General features: G+C 70.4%; 18 protein-coding genes and 1 tRNA gene. 5 read left to right on the top strand and 14 right to left on the bottom strand.

Annotation, left to right across the window (positions count from 1 at the left end; all coding sequences use genetic code 11):
- Positions 1–120 precede the first annotated feature (120 nt).
- The 7 genes from B378_RS0102645 to gatB form a co-directional block, all read right to left on the bottom strand.
- A complete protein-coding gene (locus B378_RS0102645; protein ID WP_017342281.1) occupies positions 121–912 on the bottom strand; it encodes a 23S rRNA (uridine(2552)-2'-O)-methyltransferase in 792 nt (263 codons plus the stop codon).
- A gap of 154 nt (positions 913–1,066) precedes the next feature.
- A complete protein-coding gene (locus tag B378_RS0102640; RefSeq protein WP_017342280.1) occupies positions 1,067–1,516 on the bottom strand; it encodes a hypothetical protein in 450 nt (149 codons plus the stop codon).
- Between the two features lie 79 nt (positions 1,517–1,595).
- Positions 1,596–2,108 (bottom strand): GNAT family N-acetyltransferase, encoded by a 513-nt coding sequence (locus B378_RS0102635; RefSeq protein ID WP_017342279.1) that lies wholly within the window; start codon positions 2,106–2,108, stop codon positions 1,596–1,598.
- Entirely contained in the window at positions 2,105–2,323 is a 219-nt protein-coding gene (locus B378_RS0102630) for a ubiquitin-like small modifier protein 2 (protein WP_017342278.1), read from the bottom strand. Before B378_RS0102630 ends, B378_RS0102635 begins: the two co-directional genes overlap by 4 nt.
- 53 nt (positions 2,324–2,376) lie before the next feature.
- Complete coding sequence (locus B378_RS0102625; RefSeq protein ID WP_017342277.1) at positions 2,377–2,691, bottom strand: hypothetical protein; 315 nt, start codon at positions 2,689–2,691, stop codon at positions 2,377–2,379.
- 196 nt (positions 2,692–2,887) lie between these two features.
- Positions 2,888–3,040, bottom strand: coding sequence for a hypothetical protein (locus B378_RS16285; protein ID WP_237738316.1), 153 nt, complete (start codon positions 3,038–3,040; stop codon positions 2,888–2,890).
- Between the two features lie 416 nt (positions 3,041–3,456).
- On the bottom strand, positions 3,457–4,944 hold the full coding sequence (gene gatB / locus B378_RS0102620) for an Asp-tRNA(Asn)/Glu-tRNA(Gln) amidotransferase subunit GatB (protein ID WP_017342276.1): 1,488 nt from the start codon (positions 4,942–4,944) through the stop codon (positions 3,457–3,459).
- Between the two features lie 290 nt (positions 4,945–5,234).
- Between gatB and B378_RS0102615 the strand changes: the two genes are divergently transcribed.
- Positions 5,235–8,630, top strand: coding sequence for a PAS domain-containing protein (locus tag B378_RS0102615; protein WP_017342275.1), 3,396 nt, complete (start codon positions 5,235–5,237; stop codon positions 8,628–8,630).
- 112 nt (positions 8,631–8,742) lie between these two features.
- On the top strand, positions 8,743–9,291 hold the full coding sequence (pyrE, locus tag B378_RS0102610; RefSeq protein ID WP_017342274.1) for an orotate phosphoribosyltransferase: 549 nt from the start codon (positions 8,743–8,745) through the stop codon (positions 9,289–9,291).
- 680 nt (positions 9,292–9,971) lie between these two features.
- Here pyrE and B378_RS0102605 read toward each other — a convergent pair.
- A complete protein-coding gene (locus B378_RS0102605; protein WP_017342273.1) occupies positions 9,972–10,934 on the bottom strand; it encodes a MoxR family ATPase in 963 nt (320 codons plus the stop codon).
- A 164-nt stretch (positions 10,935–11,098) separates the two neighbouring features.
- Here B378_RS0102605 and B378_RS0102600 point away from each other — a divergent pair.
- Positions 11,099–11,183, top strand: a tRNA-Ser gene (locus B378_RS0102600).
- 60 nt (positions 11,184–11,243) lie between these two features.
- Here the strand turns inward: B378_RS0102600 and B378_RS0102595 are convergent.
- Genes B378_RS0102595 through B378_RS0102585 form a run of 3 tightly spaced genes read right to left on the bottom strand, consistent with a single transcriptional unit; the run spans position 11,244 to position 14,511 of the window.
- Positions 11,244–11,867 (bottom strand): hypothetical protein, encoded by a 624-nt coding sequence (locus tag B378_RS0102595; protein ID WP_017342272.1) that lies wholly within the window; start codon positions 11,865–11,867, stop codon positions 11,244–11,246.
- Positions 11,868–11,871: 4 nt separating this feature from the next.
- On the bottom strand, positions 11,872–13,662 hold the full coding sequence (gene glyS, locus B378_RS0102590) for a glycine--tRNA ligase (protein ID WP_017342271.1): 1,791 nt from the start codon (positions 13,660–13,662) through the stop codon (positions 11,872–11,874).
- The gene (locus B378_RS0102585) at positions 13,663–14,511 is read right to left on the bottom strand and encodes a CBS domain-containing protein (protein WP_017342270.1); all 849 of its coding nucleotides are present in this window, start codon (positions 14,509–14,511) and stop codon (positions 13,663–13,665) included.
- A gap of 297 nt (positions 14,512–14,808) precedes the next feature.
- On the opposite strand from B378_RS0102585, the gene B378_RS0102580 reads away from it, so the two are divergent.
- Positions 14,809–15,030, top strand: coding sequence for a hypothetical protein (locus B378_RS0102580; protein WP_017342269.1), 222 nt, complete (start codon positions 14,809–14,811; stop codon positions 15,028–15,030).
- Between the two features lie 53 nt (positions 15,031–15,083).
- Here the strand turns inward: B378_RS0102580 and B378_RS0102575 are convergent, their stop codons facing one another.
- The 3 genes from B378_RS0102575 to B378_RS0102565 all read right to left on the bottom strand — a co-directional run bounded on the left by B378_RS0102575 (position 15,084) and on the right by B378_RS0102565 (position 18,260).
- The gene (locus tag B378_RS0102575) at positions 15,084–15,986 is read right to left on the bottom strand and encodes a ketopantoate reductase family protein (RefSeq protein WP_017342268.1); all 903 of its coding nucleotides are present in this window, start codon (positions 15,984–15,986) and stop codon (positions 15,084–15,086) included.
- Between the two features lie 82 nt (positions 15,987–16,068).
- Positions 16,069–17,304 (bottom strand): pyridoxal-phosphate dependent enzyme, encoded by a 1,236-nt coding sequence (locus B378_RS0102570; RefSeq protein WP_017342267.1) that lies wholly within the window; start codon positions 17,302–17,304, stop codon positions 16,069–16,071.
- Positions 17,304–18,260, bottom strand: coding sequence for a succinylglutamate desuccinylase/aspartoacylase family protein (locus B378_RS0102565; RefSeq protein WP_017342266.1), 957 nt, complete (start codon positions 18,258–18,260; stop codon positions 17,304–17,306). Before B378_RS0102565 ends, B378_RS0102570 begins: the two co-directional genes overlap by 1 nt.
- Before the next feature lie 151 nt (positions 18,261–18,411).
- Here B378_RS0102565 and B378_RS0102560 point away from each other — a divergent pair, with 151 nt between their 5' ends.
- A complete protein-coding gene (locus B378_RS0102560) occupies positions 18,412–20,613 on the top strand; it encodes a caspase family protein (protein WP_017342265.1) in 2,202 nt (733 codons plus the stop codon).
- Positions 20,614–20,898: the final 285 nt, after the last annotated feature.

The raw sequence follows: 20,898 nt of genomic DNA, 5'->3' as shown, positions 1-20,898 counted from the left end.
GTCACTCGCCCGCGGGGGTATATAAGAATCAGAGTCGAATTATCCCGGCTGATAGCGGCGGGTGCGGGAGTGGGGGCGGCCGCGGCGGCGCCGCCGCGAGCGTTCGCCGACCGCGGCGACTCAGTTCGACGCGTCCGAGCCGCCCTCGTCGACGGGCTCGGCGAAGCCGAACCGCGGCTTGACGTCGGTGACCTCGACCGTGAGCGTCTCGCCCACGTCGCCGTCGACGAACAGCGTGTACCCCTCGACGTAGGCGATGCCGTCGCCCTCGTCGCCCTCCTCCTCGACGGTCACCTCGACCCGGTCGCCCTCGGCGACCGGCGAGGTCGTGTACCCCTTCGCGACGAGGTACACCTCCGAGGACGAGTCCCGCGAGGCGGGCGGGGAGACCGTGCGAACGTACTGGAACGAGTCCGCCACGTCGTCGCGGAAGGTGTCGAGGTCCTCCCCTTGGAACACCTTCACGACGAAGTCGCCGCCGGGCGCGAGCAGCTCGTCCGCGGTGTCCAGCGCCTGCCGCGCGAGGTGGACCGACCGGGCGTGGTCGAGGTTGTACTCGCCGGTCATGTTCGGCGCCATGTCCGAGAGGACCGCGTCCGCGCCGCCCTCGCCGACCGCCTCGCGCAGGTAGTGGCGGGTGCGCTCCTCGGTCATGTCGCCGCGGAGCGTCTCGACGTCGTGCTCGTCGAACTCGTCGATGCGCTGGAGGTCGACGCCGACGACGGTGCCGCCGTCGCCCACCTCCTCGGCCGCGACCTGAAGCCACCCACCGGGGGCGGCGCCGAGGTCGACCACGGTGTCGCCGGGGGCGAGCAGGTCCGCCTCCTCGGCTATCTGTTTCAGCTTGTAGGCGGACCGGGCGCGGTACCCCTGCTGTTTGGACCGGTTGTAGTAGTCGTCTTTTCCGCTCATATCTCGATCACCGCGGCTCGGAAGGGAGTCGCCGAAATCGAGGGCGAAGTAGCGCTCATACCCGTAACGACGGGGGCGACCCGGAAATGAACGTCGAATGCGGGCGCGGGCCGCTCTCCGCGGTCAGGTTCGCCGGGAGGCCGGCAGCGGGCGGCTACTCGCGCCCGGGTCGCAGCCACCCCGCGATCCGCCCGATCCCGGACGCGACCGCGGCGAGGGGTCCCCGTCCGTCGCTCGGCTCCGACGGCGCGGCGTCCGTTTCGGACGAGCGGTCGGGCGCCCGTCGGGCCGTGACGATCGACTCGTAGTTGTCGATCACCTGCTGGCGCTGTCGCTCCTTCGACTCGACTTCCGCCTCCAGCGCCGCGACCTCCGCTTCGAGCGTCGCCACCTCGTCCGCGAGTCGCTCCACACGATCCTCGGGGAGGTCGCGCTCGGCCGCGGAGGCGTCGCGGTGGGCGCGTCGGTCCGCGGCGGACCGATCGCCGGCGTTCGGGCTGTCGTCCGCGGACGCGGTCGGTCGGAACCGGGGACCGTCGATCGAGTCCACCGCCTCGACGTCGATGCTACCGGGGTCGGGCGAACCGGGCGCTGAGGGCATCATCTGTAGGGAGTCATGTGTACACGTACCACACTGAAAAAGCCCAGTCGGACGCGGGTCGGACGCGCCGCTTGCGCCCGGTTCACGGCGGCCCGTCGCCGGCGACCGACGTCCGCCCTTCGAGACGGGTCGAACGCCCGTCGGCACCGTCGGCGACCTCCTCCTCGGCACCGTCGGCCGCCGCTCCCGCCGGTCGTATCGTGAACCCGAGGCCCTCGTAGAACGTCCGCAGGTCGGCGTCGAAGGTCGCGGTGACGGCGTCGACCGCGGGGTCGGACTCGCCGCGGTCGACCGCGGCGGCGACGAGCGCGGAACCGATCCCCCGGCCGCGACGCGCTCGTCTGACCGCGACGGCGTCGACGTGAAGCCGGTCGGGGTCGGGTCGCACGGCGAGCAGCGCGCCGACGACCCCGCCGGTTCTCGTCGAGCGCGCGACGAGCGCGTCGCCGGCCGCGATCCGGTCGTCGACGGCGTCCGCGTCGGTCTCCAGCATCGCGGCGTCAAGGATTCGGAGGACGTCGAGGCGGTTGTCGGGGGTCGCGGGCTCGACGGTCACGTCGTCAGGCGGGTCCGGGAGACCGTGCTCTTCGGTCACGCGCCGTCGTCCGTCGCGCCGCCCTTGATCAGCCGCAGGAGCCGGACCTCGTCGGCGTCGACGACGCGGTCGCCCGGGACCGGCGACCCGTCGACCAGCGCCGACGCCTCCTGCGGGTGGTAGCCCGCGGCGCGGATCAGGTCGTCATACGTCGCGTCGGCGGCGAGGCTGTGCTCCTCGCTCCCCTCGCCGACGACCTCAACGGTCACGTCCATGGGCGCGGTAGCGGGCGGGCGGGCGTCAATCGCACGGTTCGGGCGCGGTCGGCTCAGTCGAGGTCGCGCTCGCCCGCGTTCCACTTCCAAATGAACCACCCGACTGCGGCGACGATCGCGAGCGTCACCACCACGCCGGGACGGGGGACCGCGCCGGTCCACGCGTCGGCGACGAGGAGGCTCGTCGCGGCCGGGGCGACGACGAGGACCGCCGCCGCGTCGCGGGCGAGTTCCGCCTCGCGCTCGGGCGGGAGGCCGCCGTCGTAGCCGGCGATCAGTCCGACCTTCCCGCGGGCGCGGATCGCCCACGCGAGCAGGAGACAGACGCCGATCGGGACGGCTGACAGGAGGGTGGCAGCGAGGGCCATACGCGGGGTATACCGTGTGATTGGGATAAAATCGGCTGATCGTTGACGTCGGTGAATCGGATCGACCGAGCGACATCGCTTGCGGCTGTTTATAAGCGAACAACGACGCTGCGATGAACACCTCCAAAGCCCCAGCCGCTCACTTATAAATGACTGAACGTAGAACGGCGGTGAACACCTCCAAAGCCCCAGCCGCTCACTTATAAATGACTGAACGTAGAACGGCGGTGAACACCTCCAAAGCCCCAGCCGCTCGTTTATAAATAATTGACCGGAGATCAACGGAGAACACCTCCCAATTCCCAGCCGCTCGTTTATAAATGATTGATCGGAGATCAACGGAGAACACCTCCCAATTCCCAGCCGCTCGGTTATAGATGATTGACCGGAGATCGACGGAGAACACCTCCAAAGCCCCAGCCGCGAGGGCTCGGTGCGCTCGCTGCGCGCCTCGGTCGCTCACTCCGTTCGCTCCCTCGGTGCTTACGTCGCGCGCCTTCGCCCTCGCGGCTGCCCCTTTGAGTCCCACCCCGCACAGCACCGCCCCGCACCTCACGCCTCCCCAGCCTCGTCGGTGGTCCTCCGCTTCGCTCCGGACCACCGACTCCCTCGCGCGTGCGACTCGCGGCCTTCGGCCGCTCGTCGGCACGCGCCGACCGCGTCGTTCTTTATAAGTAGTCGTCGCTGCTCATGGGTATTTAAATACAGTATCGCCGCCGCCGAGCTAATTCGTCCGCTCCCGAAATCGGCCGACACTCGACCGTCTCAGCCGTCTAACTCCTCGCGCAGCAGCCCGTTCACCTGGCCAGGGTCGGCGCTGCCGCCGGTCGCCTGCATCACCTGCCCGACGAGGAAGTTGATCGCGCCCTCGTCGCCGTCGTGGTAGTCGCTCACGGCGCCGGGGTTCTCGTCGATGGCGGCTTCGACCGCGGCCTCGACCTCGCCGCTCTCGGCCTTCCCGAGCCCCTCGCGCTCGATGACCGTCTCGGGGTCGTCGCCCTCGTCGAGCATCTCGCGGAGGACGACCTCCTCGGCGTTCTTCACGGTGAGTTCGTCGGCGGCGACTAACTCGATCAGGCGCGTGAACTCGTCGAGGCGGTCCTCGACGTCGGTTATCTCCATCTCGCGGTAGTTGAGCTCGCCGAGCAGGTTGTCGGCGACCCACGTCGCGGCGAGGTCGGGGTCGAACTCGCTCGCCACGTCCTCGAAGAAGTCCGCGACCGCCTTCGTGGAGGTGAGCTTCGAGGCCGCCTCGCGGTCGAGCCCGTACTCCTCGCGGAAGCGCTCGCGGCGGGCGTCGGGCAGCTCGGGAATCGCGATCTGCTCCTTCCAGTCGGCCACCTCCAGGGCGGGGAGGTCGCCCTCGCGGAAGTAGCGGTAGTCCTTCTCGGCCTCCTTCGAGCGCATCCCGACGGTGACGCCGCGGTCCTCGTCCCAGTGGCGGGTCTCCTGTTCGATCTCGCGGCCGCGCCGGAGGACGTTCTCCTGGCGGGTGACCTCGTAGGCGAGCGCCTGCTCCGCGCCCTTGTGGCTGGAGATGTTCTTCACCTCGGCGCGGTTCACGTCGTCGAGCGCGTCGCCGTCGATCGTCCCGTCGTCCGCGACGTGTTCGTCGGGGACGAGAGAGACGTTGGCGTCGACGCGTAAGCTCCCGTCGCGGCCGGGGTCGAACACGCCGAGATATTCGAGGACCTCCTCGAGCTTCGCGAGGAACGCGCGCGTCTCGGCCGGCGAGCGGAAGTCGGGCTCCGTGACGATCTCCATGAGCGGGGTGCCCGCGCGGTTGTAGTTGACGAGGGTGTGGGTCGCCGATTCGATGGAACCGCCGGCGTGCTGGAGGCTGCCGGGGTCCTCCTCTAAGTGCGCGCGGGTGATCCCGACCGTCCGCGGCTCGCCGTCGACGCGGATCTCCAGCTCGCCGTCCGCGCAGATCGGCGCGTCGTACTGGGTGAGCTGGAAGTTCTTCGGGAGGTCGGGGTAGTAGTAGTTCTTCCGGTGGAACGTCGTCGTCTCGGGGATGTCGGCGTCGATCGCTTTCCCGACCTTCACGGCGGCCTCGACGGCGGCCTCGTTGAGGATGGGGAGCGCGCCCGGCAGCCCGAGGCAGGTCGGGCAGGTGCGCGTGTTCGGCGCCTCGTCCTCGGCGGGCTCCGTCGAGCAGCCGCAGAAAATCTTCGTGTCGGTCTCGAGCTGGACGTGGACCTCCAGCCCGATCACGACTGTCCGGTCCGCCGTCGCGGCCTGCGTGCTCATTACCGGTCCGTTGTGAGCGGGCCGCCTAAATCGTGTCGGGACGGGCGCCACCGCGGCGGGCGTCGAACGCGGCTCTCAGATCCGAAAACCCGGCAGGAACGATTATTAGTGAGACGGCCGTATCCCTCCCGATGAGCGAACCGAGAATCCGTTGGGCCGGCGGCGGAGACGCCCCGGAGTGGTTCCGTCGGGCGTCCGCCCGACCGCGCGAGACGGGAGGGCCGAGAGCGGAATGACCGCCGAACACCGTTTCCGCCACGGACGGACGTCGCGGACCGTCCCCGCCACGAATGTCCGCTGACCCGCCGATTCACGTCGGAGAGCCGGTCGCCGCCGGGTGGGGCGAGCTCCCCGAGGAGACGGTCGTCCGTCCGGCGGGCGACGCCGCGAGCGACGGCGACGAGCGGCCGGACCGCGTCGTCGTCCGACTGCGCGACGAGGAGCGACGGGGCGACGAGGAGCGACGGAACGGCCGCGACCCGGGCGGCACCGCCGCCGCGGCCGCCGACCTCGCGGTGACCGAAGGGGCGGTTCCGGTCGAGCGACTGGAACCGATCCGCGACCGCTACCGCGACGCGCGGATCCTCGCGTACACGGTCCGCGACGACCCCGACGCCGCGATCGACGCGAGCCGGCTCGGGGTCGAGTACGTCTCGGGCCGGCGGCTCGCGGCCGACGGCGAGACGCTCGCGGACCGCGTGGCCCCCTCCGGAGGGCACGGCGACGACGCCGACGGCCGAGACGACGCCGACCGCGCGTTCCTCGAACCGTTCGTGCGGATCGTCTCCGATCGGCGCGCCGACCTCGAAGAGCAGATCGACGCGCTGCTCGAACTCGGCCGCGACTACCTCGGGCTGTCGATCGGGTACTCGTCGCGGATCGCCGGCGACCGTCTCGAAATTCGACAGTACAGCGACGCCACGGGCGTCCTCGACCCGATCGCGGGCGACGACGCGGACGGCGACGGGTCGGTCCCGCTGGAGCTGACCTACTGCCGGCGGACGGTGAGCGGTCGCGCCGCCGGGCGCGACGCCGACGGGGAGCCGGTCGGGCAGGGAACCGACGGGGAGCCGGCCGGGCGCGGCGACGACGGGGACGACGGAGGCCGGGAGCGAACCGGTCGTCCCGACGTGTTCGCGTTCACCGACCCCGAGGCCGCCGGGATGGTCGGCGACCCGGCGTACGAGCAGTTCGGCTTCGGCAGCTACGTCGGCGGGCGCGTCGTCGTCGACGAGGAGGTGTTCGGCACGATCTGTTTCCTCGACCCCGAGTCGCGAGACCGGCCGTTCGACGCGGCCGAGGAGCTGTTCGTGGAGCTGCTCGCCGAGTGGCTCGGCCGCGCGATAGAGCGTCGGCTGGCCTTCGAGGAGCGCGAGGCGGCGGTCGAGCGGTACGAGGAGACGCTCGAACGGATCGACGACGCGTTCTTCGCGCTCGACGACGAGTGGCGGTTCACCTACGTCAACGAGACGGCCGCGACGCTTCTGGAGCGCGACCCCGACGAGCTGCTCGGCGCCGACGTCTGGGAGGAGTTCCCGGCCGCGATCGGCGAGGAGTACGAGCGGAACTACCGGCGGGCCATGGCGGAACAGGAGACGGTCTCGTTCGAGGCGCACTACGAGCCGCTCGACCTCTGGACCGAGGTGACCGCCTACCCCTCTCAGGACGGCCTCTCCGTGTTCTTCGTCGACGTCACGGACCGCAAGCGACGCGAGGAGACGCTCGAACGCCTGCTGGGAACGGTCGAGCGCATCCAGCGCGAGTCCGACGCCGAGGCCGTGGCCGAGCGGCTGGTCGAGGCCGCGGACGAGGTGCTCGACTACCGCATCAGCGCGGTGCGGCTGTTCGACGCGGCCGAAAACGAGCTCCGGCTCGCCGTCACGAGCGACGGGATCGGCGAGGCGTTCGCCGAGAGCCGACGACCGCGCCCGCCGGGCGAGGGAATCACGGGCCAGGTGTTCGAGCGGGGCGAGACCCGTGTGTGCGACGACATCGCGGCCGTCGAGGGGCCGGTGGCGCGCGACGGCGACGCGGGGAGCGGCGAGCGCTACGAGTACCACGGCATGCGCTCGTTCGTCGCGGTGCCGCTCGCGGACCACGGCGTCTTCGTCGTCGGCTCCACGGAGCCGGACGCGTTCGACGAGAGCGACGTCACCGTCCTCGAGCTGCTGGCGACGAACGCCGTCGCGACGATGGACGCCAACGACCGCCGGGAGCGGCTGCGAACCTACGAGAACGCGCTGAAGAACGTCGACGACATGGTGTGCGTGCTCGACCGCGAGGGAACCGTCACGTACGCGACTCGGCCGTTCGTCTCGTGGGTCGCCGGTCGCGAGGCCGACGGGCGACGGGGCCTCGACGGCGACGCCGACGGGCCGGTCGTCGGCCGCCGGCTCGACGAGCTCGTCTCCCCGACCTCCCGCGAGCGGGTTGCGGACGCGGTCGCGGCGCTCGCCGCCGACGGGGGCGAGAGCGATCCCGGCGCCACCCGCACGGTGGACCTGACGCGCGACCGGGACGGCGATGAGCGCCCGCGACACGGCGAGCTGCGGCTGTCCGCGCTGTCCGGCCCGGGGAGCGGCGTCGTGGGGTCGCTGTCGGACACCACCGACCTCCGCCGGACGCGTGCGGAGCTGTCGACGGAACGGGACCGCTTCCGACAGCTGTTCGAGCGGATCCCGGACCCGGTGTTGGAGGTCGTCATGGCCGACGACGAGACGGTGATCGACGGGATCAACCCCGCGTTCGAGTCGCAGTTCGGCGTCGACGAGTCCGCCGTCCGCGGCCAGCGCATCGCCGCGCTCGACATCGAGGTCGGGCGGCTGGGCGACGAACGGGGCGATCGGACCGACGGCGAGTCGCTCGCGGCGACGGTCCGCGAGCAGGGGTTCGTCACGGCGGAGCTGCGCCGGCAGACGGTCGACGGCCCCCGCGAGTTCCTCTTCCGCGGGTTCAGCTACGAAACCGAGGGGACCCGCCGGGCGTTCGGCATCTACACCGACATCACCGACCGGAAGCGGCGGGAGCGGTACGTCCGGATCGTCAACCGGATCCTCAGGCACAACCTGCGCAACGAGCTGAACGTCGTGTTCGGGTTCGCGGGCGAGATCGCGGAGCTGGCGGACGACGAGCGGGTCCGCGACTACGCCGAGCGGATCGAGGCGACCGGCCAGCGGCTGATCGACGTCACCGAGGGTGCCGCGGCGATCCGTCGCGTGGTCGAGGAGGGGTACGTGACCGACCCGGAACCGGTCTCCGTCTCGCGAGTGGTCGACGAGGCGGTCGCGCGCCACGCCGAGCGACGCCCCGACGCGCGGATCGAGGCCGACATCCCGGACGGCGTCGCGGTCCGCGGCGACGACCGGTTCGCGACCGCGATCGACCATCTCGTGGAGAACGCGGTCGACCACGGCGGCGACGAGCCCCGAGTCGCGGTGACCGCCGAGCGCGACCTCGACGAGGGGGTCGTGACGGTGACCGTCGCCGACGACGGCCCGGGGATCCCCGACGCGGTGCGCGAGGTGATCACCGGCGAGGGGGAGGTGACGCAGCTCCGGCACAACACCGGCGTCGGCCTGTGGATCGTCGCGTGGGTCGTCGAGGCGTACGGGGGCGCGATCCGCTTCGGCGACGGCCTCGACGGCCGCGGAGCGGCCGTGACGCTCGCGCTTCCCGCGGCGGAGTAGGCGGGAGCGGGCGGCGGCGGCCGCGGCTGCGGGCCCGACCTGCCCCGTAACGCGGTGCGACGCGTCCCCGCGTTCCGACCCGTTTATTGTCGGCCGGGGCCCTGTTCGGCGTATGACCGACGACGACCGACGACGCGAGCTGATCGCGGCGCTCACCGCCGCCGACGCCGTCCGGTTCGGCGAGTTCGAGCTGTCGCACGGCGGCACGAGCGACTACTACGTGGACAAGTACCTCTTCGAGACCGACCCGGACGCCCTGACGCTCGTCGCCGAGGCGTTCGCCGACCGGCTCGCGGACACGGACGCGAAGCTGGCGGGCGTCGCCCTCGGAGCCGTCCCGCTGGTGGCCGTCACGGCCGCGGAGCTGGGTCGCCCGTACGTCATCGCGCGCAAGCAGGCGAAGGAGTACGGCACGGGCAACCGGATCGAGGGCCGACTCGACGACGGCGAGGAGGTCGTCGTGATCGAGGACATCGCGACGACCGGCCAGTCCGCGGTCGACGCCGTCGAGGCGCTTCGCGAGGCGGGCGCGACGGTGGACCGCGTGTTAGTCGTCGTCGACCGCGAGGAGGGCGCCGAAGAGCTGCTAGCCGACCACGACATCGAGCTGGAGTCGCTGCTCACGGCGACGGAGCTGCTGGCGGAGCGGGACGCGGAGTAGATCGCGGCTTCTTCGGCTTTGTTAAAATTCTATTCTCCAGACATATTCTCATCTGAAACAGCTGTTCGATGAGAATTGCTTCTTGATCTTGTGCGGGAGTAGGTATAGTACGTCGTGAGTGTGGTCGTTTATAAGTCGGAGCGCGGTGTTACTGTCTGCTGTTTATAAGTGATCGACGCGGCCGCGGTGAATCCCTCCAAAGCCCCAGTCGCGAGGCGGCCGCACGCTCGCTGCGCTCCTCACTCGGTCGCTACCGCTCCCTCGTTGCGGTGCTTACGTCGCCTGCGCCCGCCTCGCGACTGCCCCTTTGAGTCCTGCCTCGCACAGCCCCGCAACCGCACCTCACACCTCCCCAGCCTCGCCGCTCACGCCCTGCGGGCGTTCGCGGCGTCCCTCGCGGACTGACTCGCGGCCTCCGCTTCGCTCCGGCCGCTCGCAGGCGCAGCGAGGCGCGACGCGCCTCTGGCAGCCGGCGGCGCAGCCGCCGGCGACGCCACCGCCTGCCATTTATAAACGGCCGTCGGTGCCGTTGGCGACTATTTAAATATCGAATCGTTGTAGCGATCTGCGATACCCACTCCCGCTATCGCTCACCACCACCCCTGTACTGAGCGATTGGGGGTGTGAAAATGTCAACTTCTGAGATTTTCAACAAAGCCGCTTCTTTTTAAATTGACGCCTCACGCCTCCGGCGCCTCCACCGTCGGTACCGCGACGCGGTCGAGCACGTCGGCGATCACGTCGCGCTCGTCGACGTCGTTGACCGCCGCGTCCGGCGTCAACACGAGCCGGTGGGCGAGCGTCGGCTCCGCGACGCGCTTCACGTCATCGGGCGTGACGAACTCGCGGCCGGCGATCACCGCGGCCGCGCGGGCGGTCTCGAAGAGGCGCTGGGTGCCGCGCGGGGAGACGCCGGCCTCGACGCGGCGGTCCTCGCGGGTCGCCCGCGCGAGCGACGCCGCGTAGCGCAGCAGGTCGTCCTCGACCCGGACCGACTCGGGCACCTCCCGCAGCGCCGCCACCGCGTCGGGGTCAAGCACGCGGTCGACCGTCGGCGACTGCTCGACGCGACCGGCGCGCCGCCGGAGCAGCTCAAGCTCGCCGTCCTCGTCGGGGTAGCCGATCGAGGTCTTGATCGTGAACCGGTCGAGTTGGGCCTCCGGCAGCGGGAACGCGCCCTCGCTCTCGACCGGGTTCTGGGTCGCGATCACGTAGAACGGGCTCGGCAGCTCGTGGGTGTCGCCGTCGACGGTCACCTGGCCCTCCTCCATCGCCTCCAGCAGCGCGGCCTGCGTCTTCGGCGGCGCGCGGTTGATCTCGTCGGCGAGGACGACGTTCGCGAAGATCGGCCCCGGAGAAAAGGAGAAGGAGCCGTCGCGCTCGTCGAACACGTTGGTCCCGGTGACGTCGGCGGGGAGGAGGTCCGGGGTGAACTGGATCCGCGAGAACTCCAAACCGAGCGCGGTCGCGAACGAGCGCGCGGAGAGGGTCTTGCCGGTGCCGGGCACGTCCTCTAAGAGGACGTGACCGCGGGCGAGAATGCCGAGCGTGACGCGGTCAAGGAACTCGCGGTCGGCGACGACCGCGCCGCCGACCTCGTCGACGACGCGGGCGCAGGCGTCGGCCGCTTCGGGGACGTCCATACCGGCCGCACGGGTGCCGGGCCGAAAAGCGTTGCCGGAACTTCGGACCGCAGTGCGGTTGGGCGGAGACACCCGGACCGCGGCGCGGTCGAGAAGAGATCCGGGGACCGCGACGCGAACGCGATCGAAACGCATAACAGCGGAACCGGCCAACGACGAGACGAGCCGAGGTAGCCTAGCCTGGCCAAGGCGGTAGATTCGAAATCTACTGTCCATTCGGACACCGGAGTTCAAATCTCCGCCTCGGCGCTTCTCTCAGTCCCGTTCGGCGAGCGGCGGCGCTGCCGTGTCCGTTCGCTCGGTCGTCCCCTACGCGATCAGCGACGCCGCGAGGAACATCCCGCCGGCGGCTGCGGGCGGGATGGTGAGGTTGTCGTCGACGGCGACCCCCCGGATGAGCGGCGGGAGCCCGTCGGCGATCGCCGCGGGGATCGCCCCCGCGAGCGCGACGATCACGCCGGGGTCGGGGCCGAACTCGGGGATCGCGTACGGGACGGCGATCCCGAAGCAGACGAACACCATCGCCGCCACCACGGAGAGCCGCTTCGGCTCCGTCGCGGCGTTTTCGCCGAGCCCGCCGCTTATCGGGTCGCCGACCGAGAGCATCCACATCGCGGGCACGGCGAACACGGGCGCGAACGCGAGCGCGGAGACCGCCATCCCGACCTGATAGAGGGCGTACCCCGCGATCCCGTCGGCCTCGTAGTCGCGGACGAGCGCGTCGTACAGCGGTTCGAGGGGACCGACCGAGTCGGAGAGCCGGAGGGTTTCGAGGACGGCCGCGACCGCGACGCTCACGAGGAGCAGCCGCCCGGTCGTCCGCCACGAGATCCAGCCTAAGAGGTACGGGACCGGGTAGAGGGTACCGCTCGCGTGGACGAGCCGCCGCTCGAACTCCACGCGCTCGCGCCACGCCGCCGCCGGGAGCGTCACGCCCTCAGTTCCCCTCGGTCTCGACGTCGGTGTCGACCGCGTCGTATCGGTCTGCGACCGACGCGAACGGCTCGCCCTCGCGGAGCGCGGTCAGCTCATCAGCGAGGTCGTCGACCGGGATCCGGACCTGCGCTGCGGAGTCGCGCTCGCGGAGCGTGACGGTGTCGGGGCCGTCCCCCTCGATGCCGTCGCGGTCGACCGTGACGCAGAACGGGGTTCCGACCTCGTCCTGCCGGCGGTAGCGGCGGCCGATCGATCCGGAGTCGTCGTACGCGACCGCGAGCCCCGCCGCGCGCAGGTCGGCCGCGACCTCGTCGGCGAGCGCGGTGAGGCGGTCGTCGTTCGTCACTAAGGGGAAGACGGCGGCGTCCTGCGGGGCGACCTCGGGTTCGAGGGAGAGGTAGGTGCGCTCCTCGCCGTCGACCTCGTCCTCGCTGTACGCGTGCGCGAGCAGCGTCTGGACGGTGCGGCCGACGCCGAACGACGGCTCGACGACGTGGGGCGTGATGTGCTCGCCGCTCTCGGTCACCTCCTCGACGGCGAAGTTCGCCACGTCGGCGTCGACCTCGCGCGTTTCCCCGTTCACGTCGACTGTCACTGTCTCGCCGTCGAAGGCGTCGGGGTCGCGCCCGGCGAGCGCTTCGAGCGCGTCGGCGACTGCGCCCGCGTCGCCGCCGAACTCCGGCCCGAGGACGGACATGTCGGGATCGACGGTCGCGCGCTCGACCGTCTTCGGCTCGTCGTAGCGCTTGAACACGGTGAACGCGTCGTCGCCGTACTCGTCGTGTTTCGAGAGGTCGTAGTCGCCGCGGTAGGCGAAGCCGGCGATCTCGATCCAGTCGCCGTCGACCTCGCTCTCGGCGTCCCAGCAGTCGGCCGCGTAGTGGGCGCGCTCGCCCGCGAGGTGCTGGCGGAACCGGAACCGGTCGAGGTCGACGCCGACGCGCTCGTACCACTCCTGGGCGACGCCGAGGTAGTAGCCGACCCACGGGGAGCCGATGACGCCCTCGTCGACCGCCTCGCCGACCGTCGTGTCGAGGTAGTCGCCGTCGTCGGCCTCCTGCTCGGTCGCGGGGTACAGCCGGACCTCGACGTCGCGCACGCGGTCGAGCGGCGGCTCGTCTTCCTCGGGGTCGATGAACTGCTCTAACTCGGCCTGCGTGAACTCGCGGAGGCGGAGCAGCCCGCCGCGCGGCGAGATCTCGTTGCGGTAGGCGGGGCCGATCTGCGTGATGCCGAACGGGAGGTTCCCGCGGGCGTACTCCTTCAATCGCGGGAACTCGACGAAGATCCCCTGCGCCGTCTCCGGGCGGAGGTAGCCCGGCTGGGCGTCGCCGGGACCGATGTCGGTCGCGAACATGAGGTTGAACGCCTCCACCGGCTGGCCGGCGAGCTCGGTGCCGCAGGCCGGGCAGGCGATCCCCTCATCGGCGATCAGCTCGGCGACCTCCTCGCCCGGGAGCGCCTCGGCGTCCTCGATCTCGGTGGCGTCCTCGACGAGGTGGTCGGCGCGGTGGGACTCGCCGCACTCGGGACACTCGACGAGCATGTCGTCGAACCCCTCCAAGTGGCCGGAGGCCTCGAAAACGGCCTCGGGCATGATCGTAGGCGCCTCGATCTCGCGGTTCCCCTCGCGGATGGTGAACCGGTCGCGCCACGCGTCCTCGACGTTCCGCTTGAGGGCAGCCCCCTGCGGGCCGAACGTGTAGAAGCCGGCGGTGCCGCCGTACGCGCCGTTCGAGCCGAAGAAGAACCCGCGGCGCTTCGCGAGTTCGGCGAGCGCGTCCGCGGCCATCTACAGCCCCTCCAGCAGGTCGACGTCCCGGACGATCCCGTCGAGGTCGGTGCCCGAGACGAGCGGGACCTGCTCGATGTCGTTGCTGATGAGCTCCTGTGCCACCTCCTTGGCCGTCCGCGTGGCGTTGACGGTGACGAGGTCAGCGGTCATGAAGTGGCGCACCGCCTCCGCGGGGATCTCGACGTTCCGGGTCGGGAGGTAGCGGGCGCCGGTCGCCTTGATCCCCTCCCAGGACCACTCGGAGTCCTCCTCGGCGATCGAGTCGCCGGTGCTCGCCTCGCCCTCGACGACGCGGGCGACCTCTAAGATGTCGACCTCGGTGAGCATCCCCGCGACCGCGGCCTCGTCGTCGAGGACGACCGCGTACGGGACGCCGGAGAGCGCGATCTCGCGCTCGGCGACCGGCAACGGCGTCCCGGCGTGGGTCGCGTTGACCTCGCGCGTCGCGAGTTTGCCCACCTGCGTCTCGCCGTCGACCTCGCCGCGGGCGATCGCCCGCACCACGTCGGTGACGGTGAGGATGCCGACCAGCTCGTCGCCGTCGACCACGGGGAGGCGCCGCGACCCCTCCGCGACCATCGTCCGCGCGGCGTCGACGATGTCGTCGTCGGCCCCGGCCGTCGGGACCTCGCGCATCAGCAGCGCGAGCTGGTCCTCGTCCGGCTGGTCGATCAGGTCGTCGCGCGTGACGAGCCCGCGGTACACCTCCTCGCCGTCGACGTCCTTCACGACCGGGACCGAGGAAAACCCGTGTTCTTGAATGTACTCCAGCACGTCGTTCCGGCTCCCGGGGATCTCGACGACGACGAGCTCCGAGCGGGGCGTCATGGCGTCTGCGACGTTCATGCCCGTCTTTCAGCGTGCCACCTCTTGTATACTGCGAAGGTGTGCGGAGCCGGCCCACCGACCCGCGGCGTCGGAGCGGCAGCGGGGCGACGACGGATCGGCGGCGACCGGGGCCGTCCGGCGGCGTCCCGCGAGGGGACGCGAGCCGATGAGAAACTCGACACGTTCGGGCATATCGTCGCCCGAGCGGCGGATTTTCGAGAGATACGTCGGCGACGTGTCCCCGGAATCCCCGATCCCACGGCGGATCCCGCTCTGGTTCGCAACTCTTATACGTACTGTGAACAATTCACAACCATGTCACGGAGTTCCACCCCTTGGGACGACCCGGACCCCGACCGTCGCCGGACGGCGCTACCGACGGACCCAGCGCTCGACGCCGCCGACGCGCCGGACGTGATGGCGTCCATCGACTCCTCGTCGTCGCGGCCGGAGCTCGTCATCGCGGACGTCTCGCGGGAGGACGCGTGGGTGTCGGTCGACGAGACCGACGCGACCGTCCTCGAGGAGTGGTGCTGAGCGCGTAGCGGCCCGGATCGCCGACCGCGCGGTGTTCTTTTCGGAGTTCGTCGTTACCCCTGACGGAGCCCGCGCGCCGCCTCCCAGCCGCGGATCAGGGACCCGATCGTCCGACACGTCGGCACCGGGACGCCGTGTCGGTCCGCCCGGTCGACGACCGCGCCGTAGACGGCGTCGACCTCGGTGCGCCGCCCGTTCGCGACGTCCTCGCACATCGACGACCGGTTCGCGGCGGTGTCGGCGGCGACGCGCTCGACGGCGGCGACCGCGCGGTCGTCGCCCAGGTCGACCCCGACCGCCCGGGCGACGCGGGCCGTCTCGCGGGCGGCCTTGCGGGCGACGTCGCCCGCGGGCCCGTCGAGCGTCGGTCCGTTCTCGGTCCGCGCCAGCGCCGAGGGACCGTTGATCCCGGCGTTGACCGCGAGCTTCTCGAATCGGCGCACCGGCATGTCCTCGGCGACGACCGTCTCGATACCGGCCGCGTCGAAGGCCGCGCCGACCCGCGCGGCGACGGGGCTCGCGCCGCCGGAGAGCGCCCCGACGACCACCTCGCCGACGCCGGTACAGGTGACCCGGCCCGGCTCCGCGAAGCGGGCCCCGTAGCTCGCGGTGCCGGCGAGCACCGTCGCGTCGAGCGCGGCGACCAGCCGCTCCTCGGTGAGCCCGTTCTGGAGCGAGCAGACCGCCCCGTACTCGCCGGTCGCGAGCGCCCGGGCGGCCGCGTCGGTGTCGTACGCCTTCGTCGTGACGAGCGCGAGGTCCGCGGCGCGGTGCCGCCCGTCGGTGAGCGCGCGCGGCGTGACGCGGACGTCCACTTCGCCGTCGATCCGGAGCCCGTCCTCCCGGATCGTCCGCATGTGCGGGTCGCGCCCGACGAGCGTCACGTCGTGGTCGCGCGCCAGCAGCCCGCCCACGAGGCTCCCGAGCGCGCCGGCGCCGTAGACGAGCACCTCCATGCGAGGACCGAGTACCGCCGACCGAATAGGGGTAACGGTGCGGCCGGTCGCCGTCCTGCGCGCACCGGGCAGAGCGCCCGGCTCAGCCCTTCAGGCCGCTCCCCGTCAGCGGCACGACAACGTCCTCGTCGGGCCCGACCTCGCCGCGCTCGCGGAGGGTCCGCAGCGCGGCGGGCGCGACCGCGCAGGTCGCTTCGGTATAAAAGCCGGCCGCGTGGAGCCGGTCGAGTTCGCGGGTCGCGGTCGCCTCGGTAACTGCGAGGGCGTCGCCGCCGGTCGCATCGATCGCCGCCCGAATCTCGCGGTCGCGGACCGGCTCTGCGATCTGGATCCCGTCGGCCGCCTCGTTGACCGTGCCGTCGGGAGCAGCCGCCTCCGGACCGTGGAGCGCCCGAACTATCGGGGCGACGCCGGCCGCCTGCGCGCCGTAGAGCCGCGGGACGGAGTCGGTCCAGCCGGCCCGTTCGAGCCGCCGGAACCCGCGGTAGGCGCCGAGGAACAGCGTCCCGTGGCCGAGCGGGGTTACGACGGCGTCTGGCGCCTCCCAGCCGCGCTGGTAGGCGATCTCGTACGCGACCGTGGCGGTCCCCTCGAAGAACGCCGGATTCCACGCGTGGCTGGCGTACCAAGCACGGTCGCCGTCGTCGGCGACGCCGGCGTCCGCGTCGTCACCCACGGCGTCGTCCCCCTCACCGAGCGCGGCGACGCACGCGTCAGTCACGTCACCTCGGCTCCCCTCGATCCGGACGGGCTCCGCGCCCGCCCGCCGGATCGCGCGGAGCTTCGACTCCTTGACGTCGACGGGGACGTAGATCTCGGCGTCGATGCCTGCGCGGGCGGCGTAGGTCGCGATCGCGGCGCCCGCGTTGCCCGAGGAGTCCTCGACGACGCGCTCGACGCCCAGCTCGCGGGCGCGGGTCAGCGTCGCGGTCGCGCCGCGGTCCTTGAACGAGCCGGTCGGGAAGACGTACTCCAGCTTGAACGACGCGTTCCACGGGGGGCGGTCGGTTTCCGCGTTCCCACCGGACTCGCGCCCCTCGTCGGCGTCGACGAGCGGCGTCATCCCCTCGCCGAGCGTCACGCGGTCGCGGGGGTCGTCGCCGACGGCGAGGAAGTCGTCGAACGCCCACAAGCCGCCGCGCGCGTCGAACGAGTCGGGGTCGGGCGCGGGCCCCTCGGGGGTCGGCGGGTCAGCGAAGTCGAGCGGGGAACCGCACCGACAGCGCCAGCGGTCGCGGTACGTCTCGCCGCACTCGGGACAGCGGAGTCCGCGGAGATCGGGGTTCGGAGAGGCCGTGTCGTCGTCAGAGGGCCCCATCAGTACTCGTCGACGTTGGTGCCGATCGAGCAGACGTACTCGCCGGCGGCCACCTGCGGGAGCCGGCGCGTCCGCCAGAAGATTCCGTCCGTGTCGGCGGTGACGCGGCCCTCTAAGGCGCCGAAGGTGTCGGTTACCTCGAAGAGGACATCGCCGGCGGAGACCCGCTCGCCGAGCTCGCGCTCGAAGCGGACTAAGCCGCCGGCCGGCGAGCCGTACTGGTCGAAGCCGCGGGCGCGCGTCTGCGATTCGAGGGACGCGTCGCCGTCGAGGAACCCGTAGTGGCGGAGCACGTTGAACACGCCCTCGACGCCGTACTGTATCGACTCCTCGTCCCAGCCGACGCAGCCGCCGAGCTCGGGGTCGACGGTGGGGATGCCGTGCTCCGGGCCGGCCCGCGCGAGCTGGCCGTCCGGGCCCTTGATGTCGAGGACGTGCCCGCAGCCGAACGCCTTCGCGAGCTCCAAGCACTCGCCGTGGAGGCGGTGGCGGACGCCGCAGCGCACGCGCGTCTCGTTTATCATCCGGCTCGTCGACCCCTGGTGAAGGTCGAGGATGTAGTCCGCGCGCTTGGCGATCTGGAACGTCTCGTGGGCGATCCGCTCGCTGGTCGTCCCGTCGGCGTCGCCCGGGTAGCCGCGGTTCATCTTCCGGTCGTCGACGGGGTTGCGGTGTTCCGCGGCCTGAAACGCGAAGTGGTTCACGATGCCGACAACGAGGACCGACCCGGACAGCTCGGCCGGATCGAGCCGCGGAACGACACGGTTGACGACGCCTAACCCGTTCAGCTCGTCGCCGTCGCTCACCGCTTGGACGTACAGCGTCGGCCCGTCGGCAGCGCCGTTGATCGCGGCGACCGGCAGCCGGACGGGGCTCCCGTCCCGCATCTCCCCCACCTCGAGACGGCCCGTGTCCGTCTCGCCCGGAGAGGCGCGGGCCGTTCCCAGCGTTATCATTACGCGGAGGTGGGGCGGCCGGGACTTTATCCGTTCGGTCCGCGGCGATCCGGCCGACGCAAGCTTTATCGCCGCTTTCCGTCAATGAGTGATACCCACAACCGCCGCGGCGCCGGTCTCCCGTCCGCCTCAACGACCGCGGCGAGTCCCCATGAGCATCGACATCGATCCACTGCGCGAGGCCGACGGGCTCACCGTCACCGACCACATCGAGAACACGCAGTTCGAGGTGTACACCGATCGGCCGGTCGAGCCGCGACCGCGTCCCGAGTCCGACCACTACTTCCCCGTCGACGCCAGCGTCGCGGTCGAGACAGGGTCGATCGAGATTCCTCGGGTCGCGGTCGTCGAGACGCGCGCCGGCGACGGGGAGCTCCTGACTCACGGCGACTGTTACGCGATGCCCGACGGGACGTACCACGTCGGAATCAACCCGGCGCCGACGAAGCTGTACCTCACCTTCGACTCCGGGTTCTCCGTCTCGACGACCGACCGGACAACCCGGATCGACCTCGACACGCCCGGCGTCGTCGGGCTCGGTTTCCGGTCGCTCCACCAGACGCCGGCGGGGACGATCACGACGCCAACGGACCCGGAGTCGCTGATGGACGCCGTCTCGCTGCTCGGCTCCGCGCTCCAGACGACGAGCCCCGAGCGGTCGTTCCCGACCCTGCGGGGCCACCCGCCGCTCATCGAACCCGGCGACGAGTTCCGCGTCCCCGAGCGGGTCGAACCGGTCGACAGCGGCGTCCGGATCGTTGTTCCGCCGGAGTACCGCTACCTCTTCCCGGTCGTCTCGCTGGCGTACTACTTCGCGGCGGACGTGGTCCCCGGCGACGAGCCGCGGATCGAGGGCGACGGGTGGGCGTACCCGCTCGAACCCGGGTTCGAGGCGCGGACCGCGCAGGTGCTCAGGCAGTCGTTCCACATGGACTGTCTCGCCCGCACGGAGGGGTTCTACCCGGTCGACCTCCACGAGCGCGAGACGACCGACCTCGACCTCGACTGGGAGCGGCTGTACGACCTCCCGCTCGCGGCGCGGCTCGGCGAGTACCTCGACGTCCCGTTCGAGGCGGTCGAGCCGGAGCTTCCGCAGTGGACGCTGACGACGGATGTCCGTCCCGACCCGGCGAACGTGGAGATGCTCCCGTTCGTCGCCGGCGAGCTGTCGATCGTCCGCTCGCCGGAGACCGTCACGCCGGTGGACGATGACGGCGGCGTCGGCGTCGGCTTCTTCGGCGGTGCGGACCGAAACCCCTCACCGGCGACGAGGCGAGAGGTCCCGGTCGGCGGCGTCGCGCCCGACGGCGGCGCCCTCGGTGACGCCGAGTTCGTGCGCGGTGGCGCGAGCGCGGGCGCGACGAGCTCGGGAGCCACCCGCGGCGCGGACGCCTCCACCCGCGGCGCAGACGCGACCGAGAACCGCGGCGCCGTCGCGGCGCAGACCGACTTCGTCCGGCCGGAGCCCGTTGACACCGTCGAGCACGCGTGGGTCGGCGACGGCGTCCCGCTCGACGCGAATAAGGCGACGCTCGACGCGTACCACCGCCGGCTCGAAGCGGGTCAGGTCGAGCAGTCCCGCATCTCCGTCCTCGTCGTCTGTAACGACGAGCAGATGCGAGAGGAAGGCAACGTCGCCGACCTCTACGGGCTCCGCGACATGGTCCAGTTCGACATCGAGGTGCGCCACGACCTCACCCGCGAGGAGATGCGCGAGGTGCTTGAGTCCGACGTCGACTTCCTTCACTACATCGGCCACGTCGACGACCGCGGGATGCAGTGCGCCGAGGAGTACCTGGATCTGACTGACCAAGATCTCGAGATCGGCGTCAGCGCCTTCCTGCTCAACGCCTGCCAGTCCTACCAGCAGGGCGAGGCCCTGGTCCACCGCGGCTCGCGCGGCGGCATCGTCACACTCTCCGACGTAGCGAACTCGCCCGCGACGACGCTCGGCCGGATCATCGCCCGCCTGATGAACAGCGGGTTCAACCTCCGCACCGCGCTTCACGTGGCGAAGCGCGAGCTGATTACGGGTCATCAGTACATCGTGGTGGGGGACGGGGGGACGACGATCTGTCAGAGTCGGAGTGGATCTGTAGTCGTACTCGACATTTCAAACAGGACTAGCGATTCATGGAAATTAACTGCGGAAATGTTTCCGAACGGGCCCTATGGAAAGGGCTCCCTTACAAAAATAAATATATCTGGAGAGACAGATAATCACTACATCCCCACAAAAATATTTATAAAATATGTTCAGAAAAATAAGCTTAAGAACTTTCTTGAGCTTGAGACAGTACCGATTTTTATTGACGATGAATTAACTTGGAGTGACGAGTTTATTATTGATTAAGGACCAGGGTTCGTAGCGGCCATGTTTGCCGCCGCGGGCGCCGCCTGCGACAGCAGCAGGAGGGCGGTGAACAGGACGCCGGCCATCTTCGGGTGCTCTGCCACGTAATCTGCCACACTTTCGTGCATATTCGAAAAGTATCAGGATAAATAAATATTAAGATTGTTCTGCGGTAGAACGTAGTAGATATTTAAATCTCGATATTTTTGTATTAAATTCTTAGAGCGGTCAAGAGAGAGTATTTATTCATCACCCACGGTTGTGAGACCGAAACGCTCTCCGTAC

This window comes from Halorubrum sp. T3, from assembly GCF_000296615.1.
Taxonomy (GTDB): domain Archaea; phylum Halobacteriota; class Halobacteria; order Halobacteriales; family Haloferacaceae; genus Halorubrum; species Halorubrum ruber.
Note: the sequence above shows the minus strand (reverse complement) of the source record. Positions and strands in the feature narration are given on the sequence as shown.

Excerpts from the sequence above, each read along its gene's own strand:
- B378_RS0102645 (WP_017342281.1), bottom strand. The coding sequence starts at position 912 with ATGAGCGGAAAAGACGACTACTACAACCGGTCCAAACAGCAGGGGTAC.
- B378_RS0102640 (WP_017342280.1), bottom strand. The coding sequence starts at position 1,516 with ATGATGCCCTCAGCGCCCGGTTCGCCCGACCCCGGTAGCATCGACGTC.
- B378_RS0102630 (WP_017342278.1), bottom strand. The coding sequence starts at position 2,323 with ATGGACGTGACCGTTGAGGTCGTCGGCGAGGGGAGCGAGGAGCACAGC.
- B378_RS0102625 (WP_017342277.1), bottom strand. The coding sequence starts at position 2,691 with ATGGCCCTCGCTGCCACCCTCCTGTCAGCCGTCCCGATCGGCGTCTGT.
- gatB (WP_017342276.1), bottom strand. The coding sequence starts at position 4,944 with ATGAGCACGCAGGCCGCGACGGCGGACCGGACAGTCGTGATCGGGCTG.
- B378_RS0102615 (WP_017342275.1), top strand. The coding sequence starts at position 5,235 with ATGTCCGCTGACCCGCCGATTCACGTCGGAGAGCCGGTCGCCGCCGGG.
- pyrE (WP_017342274.1), top strand. The coding sequence starts at position 8,743 with ATGACCGACGACGACCGACGACGCGAGCTGATCGCGGCGCTCACCGCC.
- B378_RS0102605 (WP_017342273.1), bottom strand. The coding sequence starts at position 10,934 with ATGGACGTCCCCGAAGCGGCCGACGCCTGCGCCCGCGTCGTCGACGAG.
- glyS (WP_017342271.1), bottom strand. The coding sequence starts at position 13,662 with ATGGCCGCGGACGCGCTCGCCGAACTCGCGAAGCGCCGCGGGTTCTTC.
- B378_RS0102585 (WP_017342270.1), bottom strand. The coding sequence starts at position 14,511 with ATGAACGTCGCAGACGCCATGACGCCCCGCTCGGAGCTCGTCGTCGTC.
- B378_RS0102580 (WP_017342269.1), top strand. The coding sequence starts at position 14,809 with ATGTCACGGAGTTCCACCCCTTGGGACGACCCGGACCCCGACCGTCGC.
- B378_RS0102575 (WP_017342268.1), bottom strand. The coding sequence starts at position 15,986 with ATGGAGGTGCTCGTCTACGGCGCCGGCGCGCTCGGGAGCCTCGTGGGC.
- B378_RS0102570 (WP_017342267.1), bottom strand. The coding sequence starts at position 17,304 with ATGGGGCCCTCTGACGACGACACGGCCTCTCCGAACCCCGATCTCCGC.
- B378_RS0102565 (WP_017342266.1), bottom strand. The coding sequence starts at position 18,260 with ATGATAACGCTGGGAACGGCCCGCGCCTCTCCGGGCGAGACGGACACG.
- B378_RS0102560 (WP_017342265.1), top strand. The coding sequence starts at position 18,412 with ATGAGCATCGACATCGATCCACTGCGCGAGGCCGACGGGCTCACCGTC.